The 18,381-nt window shown below is 65.2% G+C and carries 18 protein-coding genes; 8 read left to right on the top strand and 10 right to left on the bottom strand.

The window, feature by feature from the left end; genetic code table 11:
• Positions 1-70 precede the first annotated feature (70 nt).
• Together LRS11_RS21380 and LRS11_RS21375 are read right to left on the bottom strand one after the other, a co-directional pair.
• On the bottom strand, positions 71-304 hold the full coding sequence (locus LRS11_RS21380; RefSeq protein ID WP_260494831.1) for a helix-turn-helix domain-containing protein: 234 nt from the start codon (positions 302-304) through the stop codon (positions 71-73).
• 3 nt (positions 305-307) lie between these two features.
• The gene (locus tag LRS11_RS21375; RefSeq protein WP_260494830.1) at positions 308-1,237 is read right to left on the bottom strand and encodes a LysR family transcriptional regulator; all 930 of its coding nucleotides are present in this window, start codon (positions 1,235-1,237) and stop codon (positions 308-310) included.
• Between the two features lie 122 nt (positions 1,238-1,359).
• On the opposite strand from LRS11_RS21375, the gene LRS11_RS21370 reads away from it, so the two are divergent.
• The 3 genes from LRS11_RS21370 to LRS11_RS21360 are packed head-to-tail and all read left to right on the top strand — an operon-like array spanning position 1,360 to position 3,853.
• Entirely contained in the window at positions 1,360-2,472 is a 1,113-nt protein-coding gene (locus tag LRS11_RS21370; protein WP_260494829.1) for a 2Fe-2S iron-sulfur cluster binding domain-containing protein, read from the top strand.
• Positions 2,469-2,963: a hypothetical protein gene (locus LRS11_RS21365; protein ID WP_260494828.1), complete on the top strand. Its 495-nt coding sequence runs from the start codon at positions 2,469-2,471 to the stop codon at positions 2,961-2,963. The genes LRS11_RS21370 and LRS11_RS21365 overlap by 4 nt, the downstream gene beginning before the upstream one ends.
• 2 nt (positions 2,964-2,965) lie before the next feature.
• On the top strand, positions 2,966-3,853 hold the full coding sequence (locus LRS11_RS21360) for a sterol desaturase family protein (RefSeq protein ID WP_260494827.1): 888 nt from the start codon (positions 2,966-2,968) through the stop codon (positions 3,851-3,853).
• A gap of 30 nt (positions 3,854-3,883) precedes the next feature.
• On the opposite strand, the gene LRS11_RS21355 is transcribed toward LRS11_RS21360, so the two are convergent.
• The gene (locus tag LRS11_RS21355) at positions 3,884-4,894 is read right to left on the bottom strand and encodes an AraC family transcriptional regulator (RefSeq protein WP_260494826.1); all 1,011 of its coding nucleotides are present in this window, start codon (positions 4,892-4,894) and stop codon (positions 3,884-3,886) included.
• Positions 4,895-5,022: 128 nt separating this feature from the next.
• On the opposite strand from LRS11_RS21355, the gene LRS11_RS21350 reads away from it, so the two are divergent.
• Positions 5,023-6,021 carry a fatty acid desaturase family protein gene (locus LRS11_RS21350; RefSeq protein WP_260494825.1) on the top strand — a complete coding sequence of 333 codons (999 nt, stop codon included), beginning with the start codon at positions 5,023-5,025 and terminating at the stop codon, positions 6,019-6,021.
• Here LRS11_RS21350 and LRS11_RS21345 read toward each other — a convergent pair.
• The gene (locus LRS11_RS21345) at positions 6,018-7,037 is read right to left on the bottom strand and encodes an AraC family transcriptional regulator (protein ID WP_260494824.1); all 1,020 of its coding nucleotides are present in this window, start codon (positions 7,035-7,037) and stop codon (positions 6,018-6,020) included. The two genes, LRS11_RS21350 and LRS11_RS21345, sit on opposite strands and share 4 nt — an antisense overlap.
• Positions 7,038-7,130: 93 nt before the next feature.
• Here LRS11_RS21345 and LRS11_RS21340 point away from each other — a divergent pair, with 93 nt between their 5' ends.
• From LRS11_RS21340 to LRS11_RS21325, 4 genes are read left to right on the top strand one after another with little or no spacing between them, the layout of a single operon-like run.
• A complete protein-coding gene (locus tag LRS11_RS21340) occupies positions 7,131-8,714 on the top strand; it encodes a GMC family oxidoreductase (protein ID WP_260494823.1) in 1,584 nt (527 codons plus the stop codon).
• Between the two features lie 44 nt (positions 8,715-8,758).
• Positions 8,759-10,738 (top strand): alkyl/aryl-sulfatase, encoded by a 1,980-nt coding sequence (locus LRS11_RS21335; RefSeq protein ID WP_260494822.1) that lies wholly within the window; start codon positions 8,759-8,761, stop codon positions 10,736-10,738.
• Between the two features lie 53 nt (positions 10,739-10,791).
• The gene (locus LRS11_RS21330) at positions 10,792-12,333 is read left to right on the top strand and encodes a long-chain-fatty-acid--CoA ligase (protein WP_260494821.1); all 1,542 of its coding nucleotides are present in this window, start codon (positions 10,792-10,794) and stop codon (positions 12,331-12,333) included.
• Positions 12,334-12,335: 2 nt separating this feature from the next.
• A complete protein-coding gene (locus tag LRS11_RS21325) occupies positions 12,336-12,887 on the top strand; it encodes a hypothetical protein (protein ID WP_260494820.1) in 552 nt (183 codons plus the stop codon).
• Positions 12,888-12,902: 15 nt separating this feature from the next.
• Here LRS11_RS21325 and LRS11_RS21320 read toward each other — a convergent pair whose 3' ends face one another.
• The 6 genes from LRS11_RS21320 to LRS11_RS21295 all read right to left on the bottom strand — a co-directional run bounded on the left by LRS11_RS21320 (position 12,903) and on the right by LRS11_RS21295 (position 18,339).
• Complete coding sequence (locus LRS11_RS21320; RefSeq protein ID WP_260494819.1) at positions 12,903-13,745, bottom strand: hypothetical protein; 843 nt, start codon at positions 13,743-13,745, stop codon at positions 12,903-12,905.
• Between the two features lie 256 nt (positions 13,746-14,001).
• The gene (locus LRS11_RS21315; protein ID WP_260494818.1) at positions 14,002-14,772 is read right to left on the bottom strand and encodes an SDR family oxidoreductase; all 771 of its coding nucleotides are present in this window, start codon (positions 14,770-14,772) and stop codon (positions 14,002-14,004) included.
• A 109-nt stretch (positions 14,773-14,881) separates the two neighbouring features.
• Complete coding sequence (locus LRS11_RS21310; RefSeq protein WP_260494817.1) at positions 14,882-15,100, bottom strand: DUF3820 family protein; 219 nt, start codon at positions 15,098-15,100, stop codon at positions 14,882-14,884.
• Between the two features lie 94 nt (positions 15,101-15,194).
• Positions 15,195-16,751 carry an alkyl hydroperoxide reductase subunit F gene (gene ahpF, locus LRS11_RS21305; protein ID WP_260494816.1) on the bottom strand — a complete coding sequence of 519 codons (1,557 nt, stop codon included), beginning with the start codon at positions 16,749-16,751 and terminating at the stop codon, positions 15,195-15,197.
• Between the two features lie 159 nt (positions 16,752-16,910).
• Positions 16,911-17,474 carry an alkyl hydroperoxide reductase subunit C gene (gene ahpC, locus LRS11_RS21300; protein ID WP_260494815.1) on the bottom strand — a complete coding sequence of 188 codons (564 nt, stop codon included), beginning with the start codon at positions 17,472-17,474 and terminating at the stop codon, positions 16,911-16,913.
• Between the two features lie 253 nt (positions 17,475-17,727).
• Positions 17,728-18,339, bottom strand: a complete 612-nt coding sequence (locus LRS11_RS21295) for a PilZ domain-containing protein (RefSeq protein WP_260494814.1) — start codon at positions 18,337-18,339, stop codon at positions 17,728-17,730.
• Positions 18,340-18,381: the final 42 nt, after the last annotated feature.

The following is an 18,381-nucleotide window of genomic DNA, read 5'->3' as shown; positions in this document are numbered from 1 at the left end:
GCCAGGGCCGCAGGCGCTTCAAGTCCGCCGCCTAGTAGATACCGCGCCGCCGCCGGCGGGCAGGTTGCACCTATAGATTTATAGTTCCGAATTGCCACGGCCGCACGCCGGGCGTCAGGGCAAACCAGCGCCGGCAAGCACGGTTGAATATGCTCTGCTCGCTATAGCCGAGCATGCCGGCGATCTGCGCCAGCGGGATATTGCGTTCGGTCAGGTAGAAAACCGCGCGGTCGTGGCGAATGTCTTCCACCCGTTCGTCGAAACGCAGACCCAGTTCGGCTAGCGCATCGGCGCACCACCCCACGGCTCAGAACCTGCTCTGGATAAACTCCGGCGCTTGATTGGCAACGGTCTCACGCAAGACATCCACCACGATTCTGGCGCTCGGCGAGAGCGTCCGTCCTTGTAAGTACACGATATCGATATCGGTGAAGAGTGACTCGGTTCCGCCGAACCTCAGTTCCCTGAGCTGGCCCGCATTTAGCTCATGCACGAGCGATGCCCGGGGCGCCAGCAGAATCAGGTCATCGCTCAGGGTCTGCTCCTTCAACACGGTGAAGTTGTCGCACTCCAGGGCAATAGGCAGCGGTTGCGCCGTGCTCAGGCCCAGGAATGTCTTGAGGCCGGCCTGCACCGGTGCCGGCATGGAATTGCCGACGAAGCCGTACTCGAGAAGATCTGCAGGGCTGTAGTGGGCACGCTCGAGCAGCGGGTGTTGCGCACGGCAGAAGAAGCCGCCCGGTTGCCGACACAGCGGCATGATGACCAGGTCATGCTGGGCACCGATTTCCCGGGTGTCGGCAACGAAGAACTCGATGTCCTCCGCACGCAGATGCAGCAGCAGATAACGCCAGTTGTTGCTGTCCACCCTTAGCGCTATGCCCGGGTGCTGTCGACGCAATCTAGCCAAGGTTGCCTGCAGCAGGCTGTTGGTGGGTGAGGGGCCGGCACCGAAGGCGACATGCCCGCCACTGCCGTCGCGCAGCTGGGCCATGTTCAGTTCCAGCGTGCGCATCTGGAACAGAATGCCCTTGGCCTGCTGCAAGAACGCCTCGCCCGCCGTGGTCGTGGCGACATTGCGCTTGTCCCGATCGAATAGCAGAAAACCCAGTTGCGCCTCCAGACTCTGGATCGCCCGGCTCAAGGCCGGCTGGCTCAGGTGCAGCTTTTCCGCGGCCCGGGCGAAGTTGAGCTCCTGGGCGAGGGCAGTGGCATAGCGCAGGTGTTTGATATCCATGGGCGTGGCGCTCCTACTAATGTCATAGCGTCATTATCATGATGATAATAATGCATTGGATGCATTAAAAGTGACTGCATAGACTCGCGGCTACCTACCAAACCATCCTCGATGGGGCCGCCATGCTTACCGATTTTTCTGAACTTCCCGTTGCCACGGGCTTTACCCTGAATGTTGCCGGCACCGACCTGCTGGCCGTGGCCGAGGCCGGCGACTCGTTGCTAAGCGCAGCTCTGCGGGGCGGCGTACGGATTCCCCATCTGTGCCGGGTCGGCGAATGTGGCTCCTGTCGCTGCCGCTTGGTGACTGGCCAGGTGCGGCTCAAGCGCGACATCTCCCAGCACGTCGACCACCAGGCGCTGCGCCAAGGCTACCTGCTGGCTTGCCAGAGCGAGGCGCTGAGCGACCTGACCCTGGAGATTCCGGGGCAATCACCCTGCTCAGATGGCGCTGGGGTCAAGGCTCTGCACGGGCAGATCAGGTCGGTTACTGCCCTGAGCCACGATATCCGCCAACTGGTCGTCGAACTCGATTCGCCGCTGCATTACGACGCCGGTCAATACGCGCAACTGAGCGTGCCTGGCCATGCCGAACTCGCCAGCGCACCGCGTTGCTACTCCTTTAGCTCCGCGCCCTCGGCGCACGGGTGCATGCAAGTGGCGTTCCATATGCGCCACGTACCCGGTGGCCTGTTTACCGAGTGGCTGTTTGCCCAGGATCGCACGGGGGAATCTGTCGAGCTGATGGGCCCGCTGGGTGACTTCCGCGTGCGCGACGACGAGCGTCCCATGGTCTGCATCGCCGGAGGCAGCGGTCTGGCCCCCATCAAGGCCATGCTGGAGGAACTGTGCAGCCGCGAACGTACCCCGGATCTCACCCTGTTCCTGGCCGCGCGCAGCCAGCGCGACCTGTATTGCCAGCGTGAACTGGCGGATCTGCAGGGCCGCTGGCCCGGGCGCCTGCTGCTGGTGCCGGTACTGTCGAACGAGCCGCAAGATTCCGGCTGGGATGGCCTTACCGGCTATTGCGGGGAGCACTTGAGCCGCTTCTGCAGCCCCGCGGACAGCAGTTTCTACCTCTGCGGCCCGCCCGCGATGATCGACGCCACCCTGCGGCAATTGCAGGGCGTGGTCGCCGCCGAGCATGTGCACTACGACCGCTTCCTCGATCGCAGCAACCTGCCGGCTGCCGACACCCAGACCAACACCCAATCCCTCACGGAGATGACTGTATGAAAGCGGTATTGATCGCTGCTCTCGCGGCACTGCTGGTTAACCCTCAAGCCCATGCCCAAGGCTCGACCGACGTAGTGGACTATGTCCTGGATATCGGCGCGGCCGTGAAGACCATGTCTGCACTGGAAATTGCCCCCGGCAGATCCAGCCTGAGCATCGTTGCCGAAGGCGCCGGCAAGATCAGCACCGCGGGCGAAACCGTGCGCTTCCATGCAATGTGCGCCATCGTCGATACCCAGGAAGGAAAGAAGATCACCGCGGGCAGCGGTGACTGCGAACTCACTTCGCTTGGCGGCGCCAAGCTGTATGCGCGCTTTCAGACCTTACCCGGCACCGGTGATCGCGGTCATCTGACGTTCAGCGGCGGCACCCGCGAATTCGCGACCTTCTCCGGCAGCCTGCCAGTTCAAGTGACGGTCAATCCGCTGCTGGTCGGCAAGTTGGTGTTTTTCCTGGAGACACTCCAGCCAGCCGATTCCAAGGAGGATTGAGCATGGAGATCGGCCTGAGCGTCTTCATGCTGTTGCTGCTGCTCGACTTCTTTGCCGGTGAATTCCGCAAACCCCATGCCCTGAGCATGAACGAGTTGGGCGTCAACCTGATCAGCACCGCCATCGCCTTCACGATCCGCGCCATCCCGTTTGCCGCCATCATGTTCGTGCTGGTGCATGGCCTGCCCGGTCTGAAAGGTGTGCTGGCCGAGAGCAACGTCTGGCTGGTCTTCCTGGTGATCCTGCTGGTCGACGACTACGGCAACTACTGGCTACACCGCAGCGCGCACAAGGTGCCGTGGCTGTGGCGTCTGCACAAACCGCACCACATTCCGACGCAGATGAATGTGCTGATGGGCGTGCGCGAGAACCTGTTCTACTACTTCCTCCTGCCGGTCAACATCATGGCTCCGTTGCTGGTGTTTATGGGGGCGGAAGAGGCCGGAGCGCTGATGCTGGCACTCAAGTTGACGGTGGTGTACCTGCAGCATGCCAGTTACCGCTGGGACCTCTGGCTGCGCCGCTCCTGGCTGGGAGGCGTGCTGCTCGACGGCCTGGAAAACCTGTTCGCCCTGCAGGACTTCCACCATGTGCACCACGGCATCGGTCGCTATGGCAATGCCTCGTCCAACTACGGCAATGTGCTGAATATTTGGGATGATTTGCATGGCACCAACAGCGGCCACCCCCGCCGGCCCCAGGACGCTTATGGCCTGCCGGTTGGGGTGAAGGTGGAATCCTGGGCCGTGCAATTGTTCTGGCCGCTGCTGCGCGAGAAACAGACCCAGCGTGCCGTCGCACCAGCGCTGACGCCGAGCTCAGCGGCGGAATTGGCCGAGGCCCGAGCGGTGATCCATACCGCCGATGGAGTGGCGGTAGCGGTGAGATAGCAAGGCGCGGCGACTCTTCCTTTAGCCGCCTCAGCGTTCAGCACGCAGCCCCTGCTGGGCGCGCCACTGCCGTGGCGACAGGCCGGTCCAGCGCTTGAAGTGACGGCTGAACACGGCGACATCCGCATAGCCCAGGTTGAGGGCCAGGTCGGTGATGCTCATCTTCTGTTGTTGCAGGTGCTGGCGGGCAATACCCAGACGGGTCTCCTGCAGCAGTTGGCTAAAGCTGCTGCCCTCCTGCTGCAGGCGTTTCTGCAGGGTGCGCGGGTGCAGGCCGAGGGCCGCGCCGACCCGTTCGACACTGCCTTCGCCGGCCGGCAGCAGGCTGCTGATGATGTGACAGACCTGGTCCTGCAGCTTGTCCGGGTAGCGGGCTGCGAGCATCTGCATGCGCTGCTGGAAATACTGGCGAGTCAGGGCTTCGTCGCGACTCGGCGGGCGCTCGCGCCAGTCGGCCGGGAAACTCACGCCATTGATAGGGCTGTCGAAGACCAGCCGGCCCGGCTGCCAATCCGCCAGCCAGGCGCAGTCGGGCGGGCGCGCCTGCTGCAAATGCAGGCGCAGCTGGCGGCTGGTACTGCCGGTGAGAAAGCCCAGGGCGTTGAACAGCTGACCCACGCCCAGCTGGTTGAGCTGCCACAGGCCGCTGGCGTTGCTAAAGGCGAAGCTCAGGCTCAGCTCATAGTCATCCGCGGCCAGAGTGCCCTGCAGATTGACCCCCTGGGCGTGCAGGTGCAGGTAGCGCTTGGCGAACTCCAGGGCCTCGCCGAGGCTCGGTTGCTGGCTGCCTGGCAGCGCCATCTCGCCGATGGCCAGCAGGCTCTGCCCGGCCGCCAGGCGCAGACCGAACAGCGGTTCGTGACAGAGCAGCGCGCAGTCGTCCAGCAGGTCGGCCAGTTTCAGGTAGGAGAGGTAGCTGTTGGGTTCGCGCAACTGGGCGCTGCTGAGGCCGTGCTGGCGCAGCAGTTGGGCGGGATTCTGGCCCAGTTGGCCGAGCAATCGCTCGAAGCCATCCAAGGCACCGCTGCGGATCAGAAACATGCTGCTCTATTGCCTGTGCGGCGTAGTTGTTCGCGAATAGTCAAATTACGTTCGTGATTAGTCAAGTTTATAGCCCGAAGCTTGATTAGGGTTGCACCTGTCCTTTTAACGCTTCACGGGCCATCGACATGAACGAGAAAACCAAGATCAGCGACATCTTCAGCCGCGACGAGATCAAGATGCTCGCCGCGCGCTCCGACGCCTGGGGTGCCTGGGCGGTGGGTTCGACCTGGGCAGTGCTGGCCCTGACCTTCGCCGCCCTGGCTGCGGCCCGTGACCATCTGCCGCTGTGGGCTTTCCTGCTGGCGCTGCTGGTCGGCCTGGTGATCATCGCCGGGCGTCAGCTGTGCCTGGGCATCCTGCAGCACGATGCGGCCCACGGCACCCTGTTCAAAAACAAGTGGGCCAACGACGTGCTGGTGGACTGGCTGTGCTCGCGGCCGATCTGGAACGAGCTGCACAAGTACCGCCCCTATCACCTGACGCACCATGCCAAGACCGCCACCGAGGCGGACCCGGACCTCTGTCTGGTGGCCGGCTTGCCCACCACCCGCGCCTCGCTGGCGCGCAAGTTCCTGCGCGATTTGTCCGGCATCACCGGGCTGAAGTTTCTGATCGGCCGCCTGCTGATGGATGCCGGGGTGCTCGGCTGGTCGCTGACCAGCGACATTCGCCGCCTGCCGCAGGATGGCCGCCGCTGGTGGGACTATCCGCGGGACCTGCTGCGCAATGCCGCCGGCATGCTGATCAGCAACAGCGTGCTGCTGGGCCTGTTCTGGGCCTGCGGCGAGGCCTGGTTGTATGGCGTCTGGGTGCTGGCCTACATCACCCCCTTCCCGCTGTTTATCCGCATCCGCTCGATGGCCGAACACGCCGCCCTGGAAGACAGCCGCAATGTGCTGCGCAACACCCGCAGCACCCATGCCGGCTGGCTGGCCCGGGCCTGCGTGGCGCCGATTCGGGTCAACTACCATATCGAGCATCACCTGATGGCCTCGGTGCCGTACTTCCGCCTGCCGCTGATGCACCGCATGCTGCGCGAACGCGGCCATGTACCGCCGCCACCGAGCTACTGGCAGGTGTTGCGGCTGGTCAGCGGCGGCGCTGCTAAAGCCGCTGCGCGCTAATCGCGGCGGTTGGCCCGCTGTTCCAGCAACTGCCGCCGCCGCTCACCGGGCGTCATGGCAAACCAGCGCCGGCAGGCGCGGTTGAATACGCTCTGCTCGCTGTAGCCGAGCATGCCGGCGATCTGCGCCAGGGGGATGTCGCGCTCGGCCAGGTAGAAGTCGGCGCGTTCGCGGCGAATGCTCTCCAGCAGCTCATCGAAGCGCTGGCCCTGCTCGGCCAGCTGGCGCTGTAGCGCCCGTTCGTGCAGGCCGAGCTGCTCGGCGATCAGCGGCAGGCGGCATTGCTGGGTCGGCAACAGGCGCAGCACCAGGCGGCGCACCCGCTCCGGCAGGTCGGCGGGGCCCTGCTGGTGAACCTGGCTGAGGTACTGCACCAGGGCACGGTGCAGGGCCGGGTCCTGGCGTTCGATGCGCTGGCTCAGCTGCTGCTCGCTGACCACCAGGGCATTGCACGCCTGGCCGCTATACAGCTCGCAGCCGAAGTAGCGGCGGTAGCGCGCCGCCGGCAGCGGGCTGGCGCCCGCCAGCTGCACCGCCTGGGCGACGAAACCCGGGCCGCAGAGCAGCCGCATGGTGTTGTGCGCCACGCCCAGGGCCAGCTCGGTCATCTGCCGTTGCGCCCCGGGCAGGCGCAGCTCGATGACCAGGCGCGGCGCCTGCGGATCGCTGCGATCCAGGTCGAGGTGGATACCGGAGCTGTGATAGCCGATGAAACGCACTATCTCGGTCAGGGCATGGCCGGCGCTGGTCGCGTTACGCGCGATCAGGGCGATCGGGCCGAGCACATGGAGGTTCTGGTACTCGGCCATGCGCAGACCGAAGTCGGGGCAGTCCAGCTCCTCGGCCACGCACTCCAGCAGGCCCACCAGCGCGCGGAACGGCACCCGCGCGTCCTCGTCGTCGAGCAGCTCGGGGCGCACGCGAAAACGCGCCAGGAAGGGCAGCGGGTCCTGCCCCAGCTGAGCGAGCAGCTCGCGGAAGCCGCCGAAGGAGGTGGTACGGATTAAGGGCTCCATGTCGTCAAGAATCAAATATCTGTCGGCAAAGATCAATCCATGTCGCCCGGGCCGGCGAAGAATGCCAGGGTTTCCCCCCCATCCGGAGCCCCCATGGAATTCGACTACATCATCGTTGGCGCCGGTTCGGCTGGCTGCGTGCTGGCCAACCGCCTGAGCGCCGACCCGACGGTTTCCGTGTGCCTGCTGGAAGCCGGGCCGGAAGATCGCTCGCCGCTGATTCATGCCCCCGCAGGTGTGGCCGCCATTCTGCCCACCCGTCACGTCAACTGGGCCTTCGACACCGTGCCGCAGGCCGGCCTGGATGGGCGGCGGGGCTACCAGCCGCGCGGCAAGGTGCTCGGCGGCAGCAGCTCGATCAACGGCATGATCTATATCCGCGGCCACCACAGCGACTACGACGACTGGGCCAAGCTGGGCAACCAGGGCTGGGGCTTCAACGATGTGCTGCCGTATTTCCGCAAGAGCGAGATGCACCACCGCGGCGCCTGCGACTTCCATGGCGGCGACGGCGAATTGTATGTCGGCCGCCCCGAGGCCCATGTGGCGACCGAGGCCTTTATCGAGGCCGGGCGCAAAGCCGGGCACAGCCTGAACACGGACTTCAACGGCGCCGAGCAGCAGGGCGTCGGCCAGTACGACGTGACCATCCGCGACGGCCGCCGCTGGAGCACCGCGACCGCCTTCCTCAAGCCGATCCGCCAGAGCCGCAAGAATCTCACGGTCATTACTGGGGCCCTGGTCGAGCGCATTCTGCTGCAGGGCAAGCAGGCCAGCGGTGTGCAGGTGCGCATCAAGGACCAGTCCACCGCGATTCTGGCGCACAAGGAGGTGCTGCTGTGCGCCGGGACGTTCGGCAGCCCGCAGCTGCTGATGCTCTCCGGCATCGGCCCGGAGGCCGAACTCAAGCCGCAGGGCATCGCCGTACAGCACGAGCTGCCAGGGGTCGGCCAGAACCTGCAGGATCACCCGGACGTAGTGCTCTGCTACAAGAGCGACGACACCTCGTTCATGGGCTACTCCGTGCGCGGCAGCGTGAAGATGGGCTCGGCACTGGTGCAGTACCTGGCCAAGCGCAGCGGCCCGCTGGCCAGCAACATCGGCGAGGGCGGGGCGTTTCTCAAGACCGACCCGAGCCTGGCGCGGCCGGACATCCAGCTGCACTCGGTGTTCACCATCGTCGACAACCACAACCGCACCCTGCACTGGGGGCATGGCTACAGCTGCCACGTCTGCGTGCTGCGGCCCAAGAGCGTGGGCAGCGTGGGCCTGACGAGCGCCGACCCGAGCAGCGCGCCGCGTATCGACCCGAACCTGCTGAGCCATGACGACGACGTGCAGACCCTGCTCAAGGGCTACCGCATGACCCAGGAGATCGCCGCCCAGCAGCCGCTGGCGCGCTACGGCCTGCGCGACATGTACAGCGAAGGCCTGTACCAGGACGAGCAGCTGATCGAGGTGCTGCGCAAGCGCACCGACACCATTTATCACCCGATCGGCACCTGCAAGATGGGCAGCGACGAGATGGCGGTGGTCGACGGCCAGCTGCGCGTGCACGGCATCGACAGGCTGCGCGTGGTGGATGCCTCGATCATGCCGACCCTGGTCGGCGGCAACACCAACGCACCGACCATCATGCTGGCCGAACGCGCCGCCGAGTGGATTGCCCAGGCCTGAGGCCTTGCTGCTGAACACCCATAACAACAATGAGGACCCACTACATGCTGCACCCATTGAAATGCCTGCTGTCGGCCAGCGTGGCTGGCGCGATGCTGGTGGCTGCCGTGGCCCAGGCCGCGCCGCAACCGACCAAGCCCGCCACCGAGTTCACCGCCGCGGCCAACCAGGCCGTGCTGGAACGCCTGCCGTTCGCCGACCGCCAGGACTTCGAGAATGCCCAGCGCGGCTTCATCGCCAAGCCGGAAACCCTGACCATCAAGGACGCCAACGGCAAGGTGGTATGGGATCTGGAGAGCTACAAGGCGTTCATCCAGAACGACCTGCCGGCACCGGCCAGCGTCAACCCGAGCCTGTGGCGGCATGCCCAGCTGAACATGGAGTACGGTCTGTTCAAGGTCGTCGACGGCATCTACCAGGTGCGCGGCTACGACATCACCAACATCACCTTCGTCGAGGGCCAGAGTGGCTGGATCGTCTTCGATCCGGCGCTGTCCACGGAAACCGCCAAGGCCGCCTATGAGCTGGTCAGCCAGCACCTGGGCAACAAGCCGGTGGTGGCGGTGGTCTACAGCCACTCGCATATCGATCACTTCGGCGGCGTGCGCGGCATGCTCGACGAGGCCGACGTGAAAGCCGGCAAGGTGCGCATCATCGCCCCCGAGGGCTTCGACGAACACGCCATCAGCGAAAACGTCATCGCCGGCAACGCCATGGCCCGCCGCGGCGTGTACATGTTCGGCGCGCTGTTGCCGCGCAATGCCCAGGGCGGCGTCAACGCCGGCCTGGCACCGACCGTCTCGACCGGCACCACCACCCTGATCATGCCCACCGAGCACGTCCGGAGCACCGGCCAGGAGCTGGAGGTCGACGGCGTCAAACTGGTGTTCCAGATGACCCCCGGCACCGAGGCGCCGGCGGAGATGAACACCTACCTGCCGCAGTTCAAGGCCATGTGGATGGCCGAGAACACCACCGCCGTGATGCACAACATCCTCACCCTGCGCGGTGCCCAGGTGCGCGATGCGCTGCAGTGGTCGAAGTTCATCGGCGAGACCCGCGATCTGTACGGCGACGCAGTCGAGGTCAAGTTCCAGAGCCACCACTGGCCGGTCTGGGGCCAGGTGCAGGTCGACGACTACCTGAAGAAGCAGCAGGCCATCTACAAGTACATCCACGACCAGACCGTGCGCATGATGAACCAGGGCATGACCGGCGAGGAGATCGCCGAGGCGATCAAGCTGCCGCCGGAACTGCAGCGCAACTGGCCGACCCGTGGCTACTACGGCACCCTCAAGCACAACGCCAAGGCGGTCTATCAGCGCTACATGGGCTGGTACGACGGCAACCCGGTCAACCTGGACAACTTGCCGCCGCAGCCGGCGGCGAAGAAGTACGTCGAATATATGGGCGGCGCGGCAGCGGTGTTGGAGAAGGCCAAGGTCGACTTCGCCAAGGGTGAGTACCGCTGGGTGGCCGAGGCCGCCAAGCAGGTGGTGTTCGCCGAGCCGGACAATGCCGAAGCCAAGAACCTGCTGGCCGACTGCCTGGAACAGCTGGGCTACCAGGCCGAATCCGGCCCGTGGCGCTCGGTGTACCTGCAGGGTGCCTACGAGCTGCGCAATGGCGTGCCACAGGGCGTCGCCACCGTCACCGCCAGCCCGGACATGATCCGCGCCATGACCCCGGAAATGCTCTTCGACTACCTGGCCGTGCGCCTCAACGGCGAACGCGCCGCGGGCAAGAAGCTGGTGCTCAACTACAACTTCAGCGACCTGGGCAAGAGCTACGCGCTGACCGTGGAGAACGGCGTGCTGACCTACGAGCCCAAGGCCAGCGACCAGGCCGATGTCGGCCTGACCATGAGCAAGACCACCCTGGAAGCCATCCAGCTGGGCCGCACCACCCTGGAGCAGAAGGTCGCCTCCGGCGAACTGACGTTCGACGGCCGGCCCGCCGCTTTCGGCGAGTTCATGGGCCTGCTCGACAAGTTCGAGTTCTGGTTCGACATCGTCACTCCCTGACACAGGCGTGCGCCGCCCGTTAGCGGGTGGCGCTTTGCTAAAGGTATTTTCCTATGCAGTTGACTCAAGCACTTCATCGCGCGGCGCAGCTCTACCCCGAGCGCACCGCCACCGTCTTTCGCGAGCGCCGGCGCACGTATCGGGAGTCCGCCGAGCGCGTCGCCCGTCTGGCCGGCGGCCTGCACAACCTGGGCATCACCAAGGGCGAGCGCGTGTCCGTGCTGGCCGTCAACTCCGACCACTATCAGGAGGCCATGCTGGCCTGCTGGTGGCTGGGCGCGGTGCTCAATCCGGTGAACACCCGCTGGAGTGCCGCCGAGATCGCCTATTCCCTGGACGATTGCGGCGCCACGCTGCTAGTGGTCGATGACCAGCATCTGCCGCTGCTGCCGGGCATTCTGGCCGGGGTCGAGCGGCGGCCCATGCTGCTGCACGCTGGCATGGCGCAGACGCCTTCCGGTGCCCTGTGTATGGAGCGTCTGCTCGCGTCCGCCGAACCCATCGCGGACAGCCGCAGCGGCGGCGATGATCTGGCGGTGATCATGTACACCGGCGGTACCACCGGGCGGCCCAAGGGCGTGATGCTGTCGCATGCGGCGCTGCTGATCACGGTGCTGCTGCGTCTGGCCGAACAGGCGCCGCTGGCCAAGCTGGTCGGCCTCAACGTCGCCCCGATGTTCCACATCGCCGGCCTGGCCGTTGCCTACGCGCGGGTGGTGAGCGGCGACACTAATGTTTACATCCCCGGCTTCGAGCCCGTGGAACTGCTGGAGACGCTGTGCCGCGAGCAGGTCAACGAGACTCTGCTGGTACCGACCATGCTGCAGGCGCTGTTGGTCCACCCGCGCTTCGCCGAGTTCGATCTCGGTTGCCTGCGGCACATTCTCTACGGCGCCTCGCCGATCAGCTCGGCGCTGCTGGACAAGGCCATGGCGCAGCTGCCACAGGCCGATTTCATGCAGGTCTACGGCCTCACTGAGAATACCGGCCTGGTGTCCTTCAATCCGCCGGCCAACCACGGCGCCGAGGCGCGTGCCGCCGGGCTGCACCGCTCAGTGGGCCGGCCTGTGTGCGGCCAGTGGGTGAAGGTGGTCGACAGCCAGGGTGAGCAGGTGCCGCGCCGTGCTATCGGCGAGCTGCTGGTCAGCGGCCCGACGGTCATGCAGGGCTATTGGAACAAGCCGGAGGAGACCGCCAAGGTGCTCAAGGACGGCTGGCTGTGCACCGGCGATGCTGCCTACATGGACGAGGATGGTCACCTGTTCATCGTCGACCGGGTCAAGGACATGATCATCAGCGGCGGCGAGAACGTGTACTCCGCCGAGGTCGAGAACGTGCTGGCCACCCATCCGGCGGTCGCCCTCTGCGCGGTGATCGGCATTCCCCACGACACCTGGGGCGAGGCGGTGCATGCGGCGGTCGTGCTCAAGCCGGGCGCCGAGGTCGGCGCAGCGGAACTGCAGGCGCACTGCCGCGCGCAGATCGCCGGCTACAAGTGCCCGAAGAGCGTGGAGTTCCGCGAGGCGATGCCGCTCTCGGCGGCCGGCAAGATCCTCAAGCGCGACCTGCGCGAGCCACATTGGGTGGGCCGCTAGCGATGGCAACCGGTCGGCGGCGCAAGCGTCTGGCTCTGAGCCTGGGCCTGCTCCTGTTGTGCGGCGAGGCCCAGGCGTGCAGCTATGACGGGCTGGCGCTCGACCTGGCGCTGGCCCATCCGGCGTCGCTGGACGTTTCGCTGGCCCTGCACCAGGCCTACCAGAGCAAACGGCTGGCCACGCCGTTGCTGCTGCCGGGCGGCTTCGGCATGCGCCGTACGCTGAGCATGCTGGAGAAGCTGCGCGTCGCCCTCGCGCCCGTAGTCGCAGGCGAGAGCTTCAGCCTGCTGCTGGTCGAACCGGGGCTGTGGGCGCATTTCGACGGCAGCGGCGCGCAGCTGCGGGTGACCCTGCACGTCGCCGCCCCTGGTGCCGACGACAACGCCATCATCACCGGCGAAGGCGTGCTGCAGGCCCTGGTGCAAGGCAAGCTGAGCGCCGAGCAGGCGCTGCAGGCCGGCCTGCTCCAGGTGCAGGCGGCGCCAGGGCAGCGCGAACGCCTGAGCGGCCGCTGGTCCCAGGCTTTCACCCCGTCTTCCATCGCGGCTCGCTAGAGCCCAGGGACTCGCCTACCCGGCATGAGCACTCGTGCCGACCAGTGCGCTGCTCGCCAGGTGCTGCTTCAGCTCGCTGAAATGGCGCGCCGAGTCGCGGAAGAAGGCCCTCGGCAGGATGCCGTAGCGCTGTAGCGCTCCCTCCACTTCGTTCAGCCCGGCCCGCTCGGCCAGCTCGTAGGCGCGCAGGCCTTTCTCGATGCGTTCGTGGGTCGAGGCGAAATCGGCGAACTTCATCTGCCGGCTGCTGGCGAAGTAGGCGAACTCGATGCGTGGGCGCAGCGCCACCTGGCGGATCAGTGGCCAGTCCAGTGCGGCCAGCGCCTGCTCCACGGCCGGCCCGACTATGCACGCCTGTTCCCAGAGGAAGAACGCCTCGAACAGTTCGCGGCGTGCCGGCCGTGGCAGCGGCTCGTGCCGCGCCTGGGCCCGGTGGCAGCGATTCAGCGCGGCCAGCAGGCCCGGCTGGATATAGTCCTCGACGCCCGGGGTGTGGCCATGCCGCTTGCTGAAGTGATAGGCGCAGTAGGCTTCGATGCACACCCGCCGGTTGATGTCGCGAAAGGCATCGGCGAAGGCCTGCAGCTGGCGTAGTTTGTCGCGGCGCACGGTGGGTTGGAGCAGGTACTGGGCGGAGAGCAGGGCGCCGACCTGCATGCCCAGGGCGAAGTAGCCGGCGCCCCACAGCGCGCCGTGGGCGGCGATCAGCGGGAAGACATTGCGCCCGCCGGAGTCCTCGTACAGGTGGTGGTAGACCGCGGCACGCTGGGCCAGGTCGCTGAGCCCGCCGGCCAGCAGCGTCGCCTCCCGGTGAATCAGCTGGTAGTCGCGTGCGAGTGCAGAGTCTTCATCGTCCATTTCCTTGGCTCCCGGAGAAAAGCTACTGATCTAACTCTAAGAGCCGGGAGCGCACTGCGCCGCGTGGCATATTGCCTCAGGACCTGTGCACGATCCTTTTTGCCAATGCCGACACGGCGTGTGGGGCAGGTGCGGATCGCTGTTGCTCCCTCTACTGTTCACGGGAGAGGGTTAGTGGACCAATGCCCTCTCGCCCCCCTCTCCCACTTGTGGGAGAGGGGGGCGAGATCCGGGACAGGCTCTCAGGTTACTGCCGTCACAGGCTGAAACCGCCGTCGATGGGAATGATGTTGCCGGTCATGTAGGCGCCTGCCGCGCTGGCCAGGCTGATGGCCAGCGCGGCCATTTCCTCTTCGCGGCCCCAGCGCTGCATGGGGATATGGGCGACGTCTTCGGCCATGGCCGCTTCGTCCTGGGCGATGTGTCTGGTCATCTTGCTCGGGAAGCGCCCGGGGGCGATCACGTTGACGTTGATGTGCTGGCTGACCAGCTCCTTGGCCAGGATGCGCGACAGCTGGTGCAGCGCGGCCTTGCTCGGGCCGTAGGCGTAGGCCTGTTCGCCGAATGAGCTGATGCCGGCCACCGAGCCGATGTTGATCACCCGCGCCGGGCTCTGCGCGTTGCCGGCCTTGCGTAGCAGCGGCAGCAGTTGCTGGATGCAGCTGAATACCGAGGTCACGTTGAGCTGCATGACTTTCTCCCAGCCTTTCACCGGGTAGGTTTCCAGCGGCCCGCCCCAGGTGGTGCCGGCGTTGTTGACCAGGATATCAAGTTGGCTGAGGCGGCCACTCAGCTCGGCAGCCAGGGCCTTGGCGCCTTCCTCGCTGGACAGGTCGGCAGCCAGGCCGATGCATTCGCCATGCACCGAAAGCTCCTCGGCTGTCTGGATGCAGGCGGCGCCATCGCGGGCGCAGATGAACACTCGCGCGCCGGCTTCGAGGAAGCCCTGGGCGATCATCCGGCCGATGCCACGGGTGCCGCCGGTAACCAGGGCGGTGCGGCCTTGCAGGCTGAAGTAGGAGTGCATGGGAAAGTCCTCGGGCAGGTTGGCAAAGGCCCAACCCTAATCCCCAGGTGACTGTGGATGAAGCCTGACGCGCTGTTATAGCGCCTGGAAATGCCGAGGTATTGCTGGATCAGCCCCGGCGCTGGCGCAGCGGGTCGAGCAGTGGCTTGAGGCCGTTGTGGTCGATCTCCTGCATCAAGGCCAGCAGGCGGCCGATCTCGCCCTTGGGGAAGCCTTCGCGGGCGAACCAGTTGAGGTAGTGGCCGGGCAGGTCGGCGAGCAGGCGGTCCTTGTACTTGCCGAAGGGCATGGTGCGGGTGACCAGCAGGAGGAGGTCTTCGGGATTCATGGGCGGACCGGATGCGGGGGAGGGCGACAGTTTGCCTGTTGCGGCGCCCATGAAAAAGGGCCCCGGAGGGCCCTCTGTCTGTGCGCTACGGCGATCAGCTGTTGCGGATCAGGTGGTCGAAGGCGCTCAGCGAGGCCTTGGCCCCTTCGCCCACGGCGATGACGATCTGCTTGTAGGGCACGGTGGTCACGTCGCCGGCAGCGAACACGCCGGGGATGTTGGTGCCACCCTTGGCGTCGACGATGATCTCGCCACGCGGGGTCAGCTCCACCACGCCTTTCAGCCAGTCGGAGTTAGGCAGCAGGCCGATCTGCACGAAGATGCCTTCCAGCTCGACGGTGTGCAGTTCATCGCTGTTGCGATCCTTGTACACCAGGCCACTGACCTTCTGCCCGTCACCTTTGACCTCGGTGGTCAGGGCGCTGGTGATCACCTTGACGTTGGGCAGGCTGTGCAGCTTCTTCTGCAGCACGGCGTCGGCACGCAGCTGGCTGTCGAACTCGATCAGGGTGACCTGGGCGACGATGCCGGCCAGGTCGATGGCCGCCTCGACACCGGAGTTGCCGCCGCCGATCACCGCCACGCGCTTGCCCTTGAACAGCGGGCCGTCGCAGTGCGGGCAGTAGGCCACGCCCTTGTTGCGGTAATCCTGTTCGCCCGGCACGTTCATCTCCCGCCAGCGTGCGCCGGTGGAGAGAATCACGGTCTTGGCCTTGAGGCTGGCACCGCTGGCGAACTTGACCTCGTGCAGACCGCCCTCGCTGCTGGCCGGAATCAGGGCAGTGGCGCGCTGCAGGTTGATGATGTCGACTTCGTACTGTTTGACGTGCTCTTCCAGGGCACGGGCCAGCTTCGGCCCTTCGGTCTCCTGAACGGAGATGAAGTTCTCGATGGCCATGGTGTCCAGCACCTGGCCACCAAAGCGCTCGGCCGCTACACCGGTGCGGATGCCTTTGCGTGCGGCATAGATGGCCGCCGCGGCGCCGGCCGGGCCGCCGCCGATGACCAGCACGTCGAAGGCGGCCTTGGCACTCATCTTCTCGGCGTCGCGGTTAGCGGCGCCGGTGTCGATCTTGGCGAGGATTTCCTTCACTTCCATGCGGCCCGAGGCGAACACTTCACCGTTCAGGTAGATGCTCGGCACGGCCATGATCTGGCGGCGCTCGACTTCTTCCTGGAACAGCGCACCGTCGATCGACACGTTGCGGATGTTGGGGTTGAGCACGGCCATCAGGTTCAGCGCCTGGACCACGTCCGGGCAGTTCTGGCAGGACAGCGAGAAGTAAGTCTCGAACTCGAATTTGCCTTCGATGGCCTGGATCTGGGCGATGGTGTCCGCGTCCAGCTTGGACGGGTGGCCGCCGACCTGCAGCAGGGCTAGCACCAGCGAGGTGAACTCGTGACCCATGGGGATGCCGGCGAAGCTGACGCCGATATCGGCGCCCGGGCGAACCAGGGCGAAAGACGGACGGCGGGCATCGCTGCCGTCGGTCTTAAGGGTGATCTTGTCGGTCAGGCCGACGATGTCTTGCAGCAGTCCGAGCAGTTCCTGGGACTTTTCGCCGTCATCGAGGGAAGCGACGATTTCGAACGGCTGGGTGACCTTTTCGAGGTAGGCCTTCAACTGGGTTTTAAGCGTGGCATCCAACATGACGAAGTTCCTTTTATACAAATTGCGGACAAACAAACGCCCGGGCGGATCGCGCCCGGGCGTTCGGGCACTTGCGGCTGGGTTGCAGCGGCGAAGCGCGGATACTGACCGTCTACTCCACCCTCGCGAGAGGGCGAAGCAGATGGCTGGAGTCGAGGCTTAGATCTTGCCTACGAGGTCCAGGGACGGAGCCAGAGTGGCTGCGCCTTCTTTCCACTTGGCCGGGCAAACCTGACCCGGGTTGGCGGCGGTGTACTGGGCAGCTTTCAGCTTGCGCAGGGTTTCCGATACGTCACGAGCGATTTCGTTGGAGTGGATTTCCACGGTCTTGATCATGCCTTCCGGGTTGATCACGAAGGTGCCACGCAGGGCCAGGCCTTCTTCCGGGATGTGCACGCCGAAAGCGTTGGTCAGGGCGTGGGTCGGGTCACCGATCAGCGGGAACTGAGCCTTGCCAACGGCCGGGGAGGTTTCGTGCCAGACCTTGTGCGAGAAGTGGGTGTCGGTGGTGACGATGTACACCTCGGTACCGGCCTTCTGGAACTCGGCGTAGTTGTTGGCGGCGTCTTCGATTTCGGTCGGGCAGTTGAAGGTGAAGGCTGCCGGCATGAAGATCAGCACCGACCACTTGCCCTTCAGCGATTGCTCGGTCACTTCGATGAATTCGCCGTTGTGGAAAGCGTTGGCTTTGAAAGGCTGAACTTGGGTGTTGATGAGGTTCATCAGTGAACTCCTTAGGGGGGTTGGTAATTTGATGGCGCCATCCTAACGGCGGTGGCGCCAATCTGATAATTGATTGAAAGCATGATATCGATTGCTTCGGCCTATGGCAGCACCGGAAACCTGCTGTGCAGCCTAGGGCGACTGGCAGTTTGACCGGCAGTCATGGCAGTTCATCGTCAGCGTGCTGCAGCCTAGGGCGACTGGCAGTTTGACCGGCAGTCATGGCAGTTCATCGAAAGCGTGGTGCAGGGTATCAGCTGACTGCCTGCAATTGCGGGTTCTGCTGGCGATACTGCTCGAAGATGAACTGGCGGATGCGTTCGCTATGTTCGCTATGGCGCAGCAGCAGGCTGTAGGCCGCTCGTTGTCCGGTGCTGGCACGGATGCGCCGGGCCTTGACTGGCATTGGCTCCAGCCCCGGCAGGGGCAGCCAGAGGCTGAAATTGTCGGGTAGGGCTGCATCAGCGTGCGACCCGATCAGCAGGCTGTCAGGCGCCACTTCGTGCACCAGCAGGCCAGTTTCTGCACCATCCTGGTCCTGCAGAACCCATGGCGTGTCCAGCACCAAGCGCCATGGTCGGCGGATGGCGCCCTCTTCGTAGATGCTCGGTGCGCCCATCTCCAGCTGCAGACTGTGCATTTCGTCTTCCACCAGTTGCAGGGGGAAAGACATGCTGTAATTGTCCATGCGCGCTTGCAGACTCAGCTGCGCATGCCGTCCCAGGCGGCTGAGCAGGGCATTGGCCAGTGCCCCACCATCGACCTTGAAGCTGGGAATGTGCAGGGGCTTACCAATCAGCTGGCTGCTGAATAGCTGGCGGAGGAAATCCAGCTCTTCGCTGGACAGTGCGCTTTGCTCGGACATGCTGCCCTCCATGGGGCATGAGTTAGCTGATCGCAAGCAAAA

Source organism: Pseudomonas sp. J452, assembly GCF_024666525.1.
Lineage (GTDB): Bacteria > Pseudomonadota > Gammaproteobacteria > Pseudomonadales > Pseudomonadaceae > Aquipseudomonas.
The sequence above is the reverse complement of the archived record's forward strand: the minus strand, read 5'-3'. Positions and strand labels throughout refer to the sequence as shown.

Excerpts from the sequence above, each read along its gene's own strand:
- LRS11_RS21375 (WP_260494830.1), bottom strand. The coding sequence starts at position 1,237 with ATGGATATCAAACACCTGCGCTATGCCACTGCCCTCGCCCAGGAGCTC.
- LRS11_RS21370 (WP_260494829.1), top strand. The coding sequence starts at position 1,360 with ATGCTTACCGATTTTTCTGAACTTCCCGTTGCCACGGGCTTTACCCTG.
- LRS11_RS21365 (WP_260494828.1), top strand. The coding sequence starts at position 2,469 with ATGAAAGCGGTATTGATCGCTGCTCTCGCGGCACTGCTGGTTAACCCT.
- LRS11_RS21360 (WP_260494827.1), top strand. The coding sequence starts at position 2,966 with ATGGAGATCGGCCTGAGCGTCTTCATGCTGTTGCTGCTGCTCGACTTC.
- LRS11_RS21355 (WP_260494826.1), bottom strand. The coding sequence starts at position 4,894 with ATGTTTCTGATCCGCAGCGGTGCCTTGGATGGCTTCGAGCGATTGCTC.
- LRS11_RS21350 (WP_260494825.1), top strand. The coding sequence starts at position 5,023 with ATGAACGAGAAAACCAAGATCAGCGACATCTTCAGCCGCGACGAGATC.
- LRS11_RS21345 (WP_260494824.1), bottom strand. The coding sequence starts at position 7,037 with ATGGAGCCCTTAATCCGTACCACCTCCTTCGGCGGCTTCCGCGAGCTG.
- LRS11_RS21340 (WP_260494823.1), top strand. The coding sequence starts at position 7,131 with ATGGAATTCGACTACATCATCGTTGGCGCCGGTTCGGCTGGCTGCGTG.
- LRS11_RS21335 (WP_260494822.1), top strand. The coding sequence starts at position 8,759 with ATGCTGCACCCATTGAAATGCCTGCTGTCGGCCAGCGTGGCTGGCGCG.
- LRS11_RS21330 (WP_260494821.1), top strand. The coding sequence starts at position 10,792 with ATGCAGTTGACTCAAGCACTTCATCGCGCGGCGCAGCTCTACCCCGAG.
- LRS11_RS21325 (WP_260494820.1), top strand. The coding sequence starts at position 12,336 with ATGGCAACCGGTCGGCGGCGCAAGCGTCTGGCTCTGAGCCTGGGCCTG.
- LRS11_RS21320 (WP_260494819.1), bottom strand. The coding sequence starts at position 13,745 with ATGGACGATGAAGACTCTGCACTCGCACGCGACTACCAGCTGATTCAC.
- LRS11_RS21315 (WP_260494818.1), bottom strand. The coding sequence starts at position 14,772 with ATGCACTCCTACTTCAGCCTGCAAGGCCGCACCGCCCTGGTTACCGGC.
- LRS11_RS21310 (WP_260494817.1), bottom strand. The coding sequence starts at position 15,100 with ATGAATCCCGAAGACCTCCTCCTGCTGGTCACCCGCACCATGCCCTTC.
- ahpF (WP_260494816.1), bottom strand. The coding sequence starts at position 16,751 with ATGTTGGATGCCACGCTTAAAACCCAGTTGAAGGCCTACCTCGAAAAG.
- ahpC (WP_260494815.1), bottom strand. The coding sequence starts at position 17,474 with ATGAACCTCATCAACACCCAAGTTCAGCCTTTCAAAGCCAACGCTTTC.
- LRS11_RS21295 (WP_260494814.1), bottom strand. The coding sequence starts at position 18,339 with ATGTCCGAGCAAAGCGCACTGTCCAGCGAAGAGCTGGATTTCCTCCGC.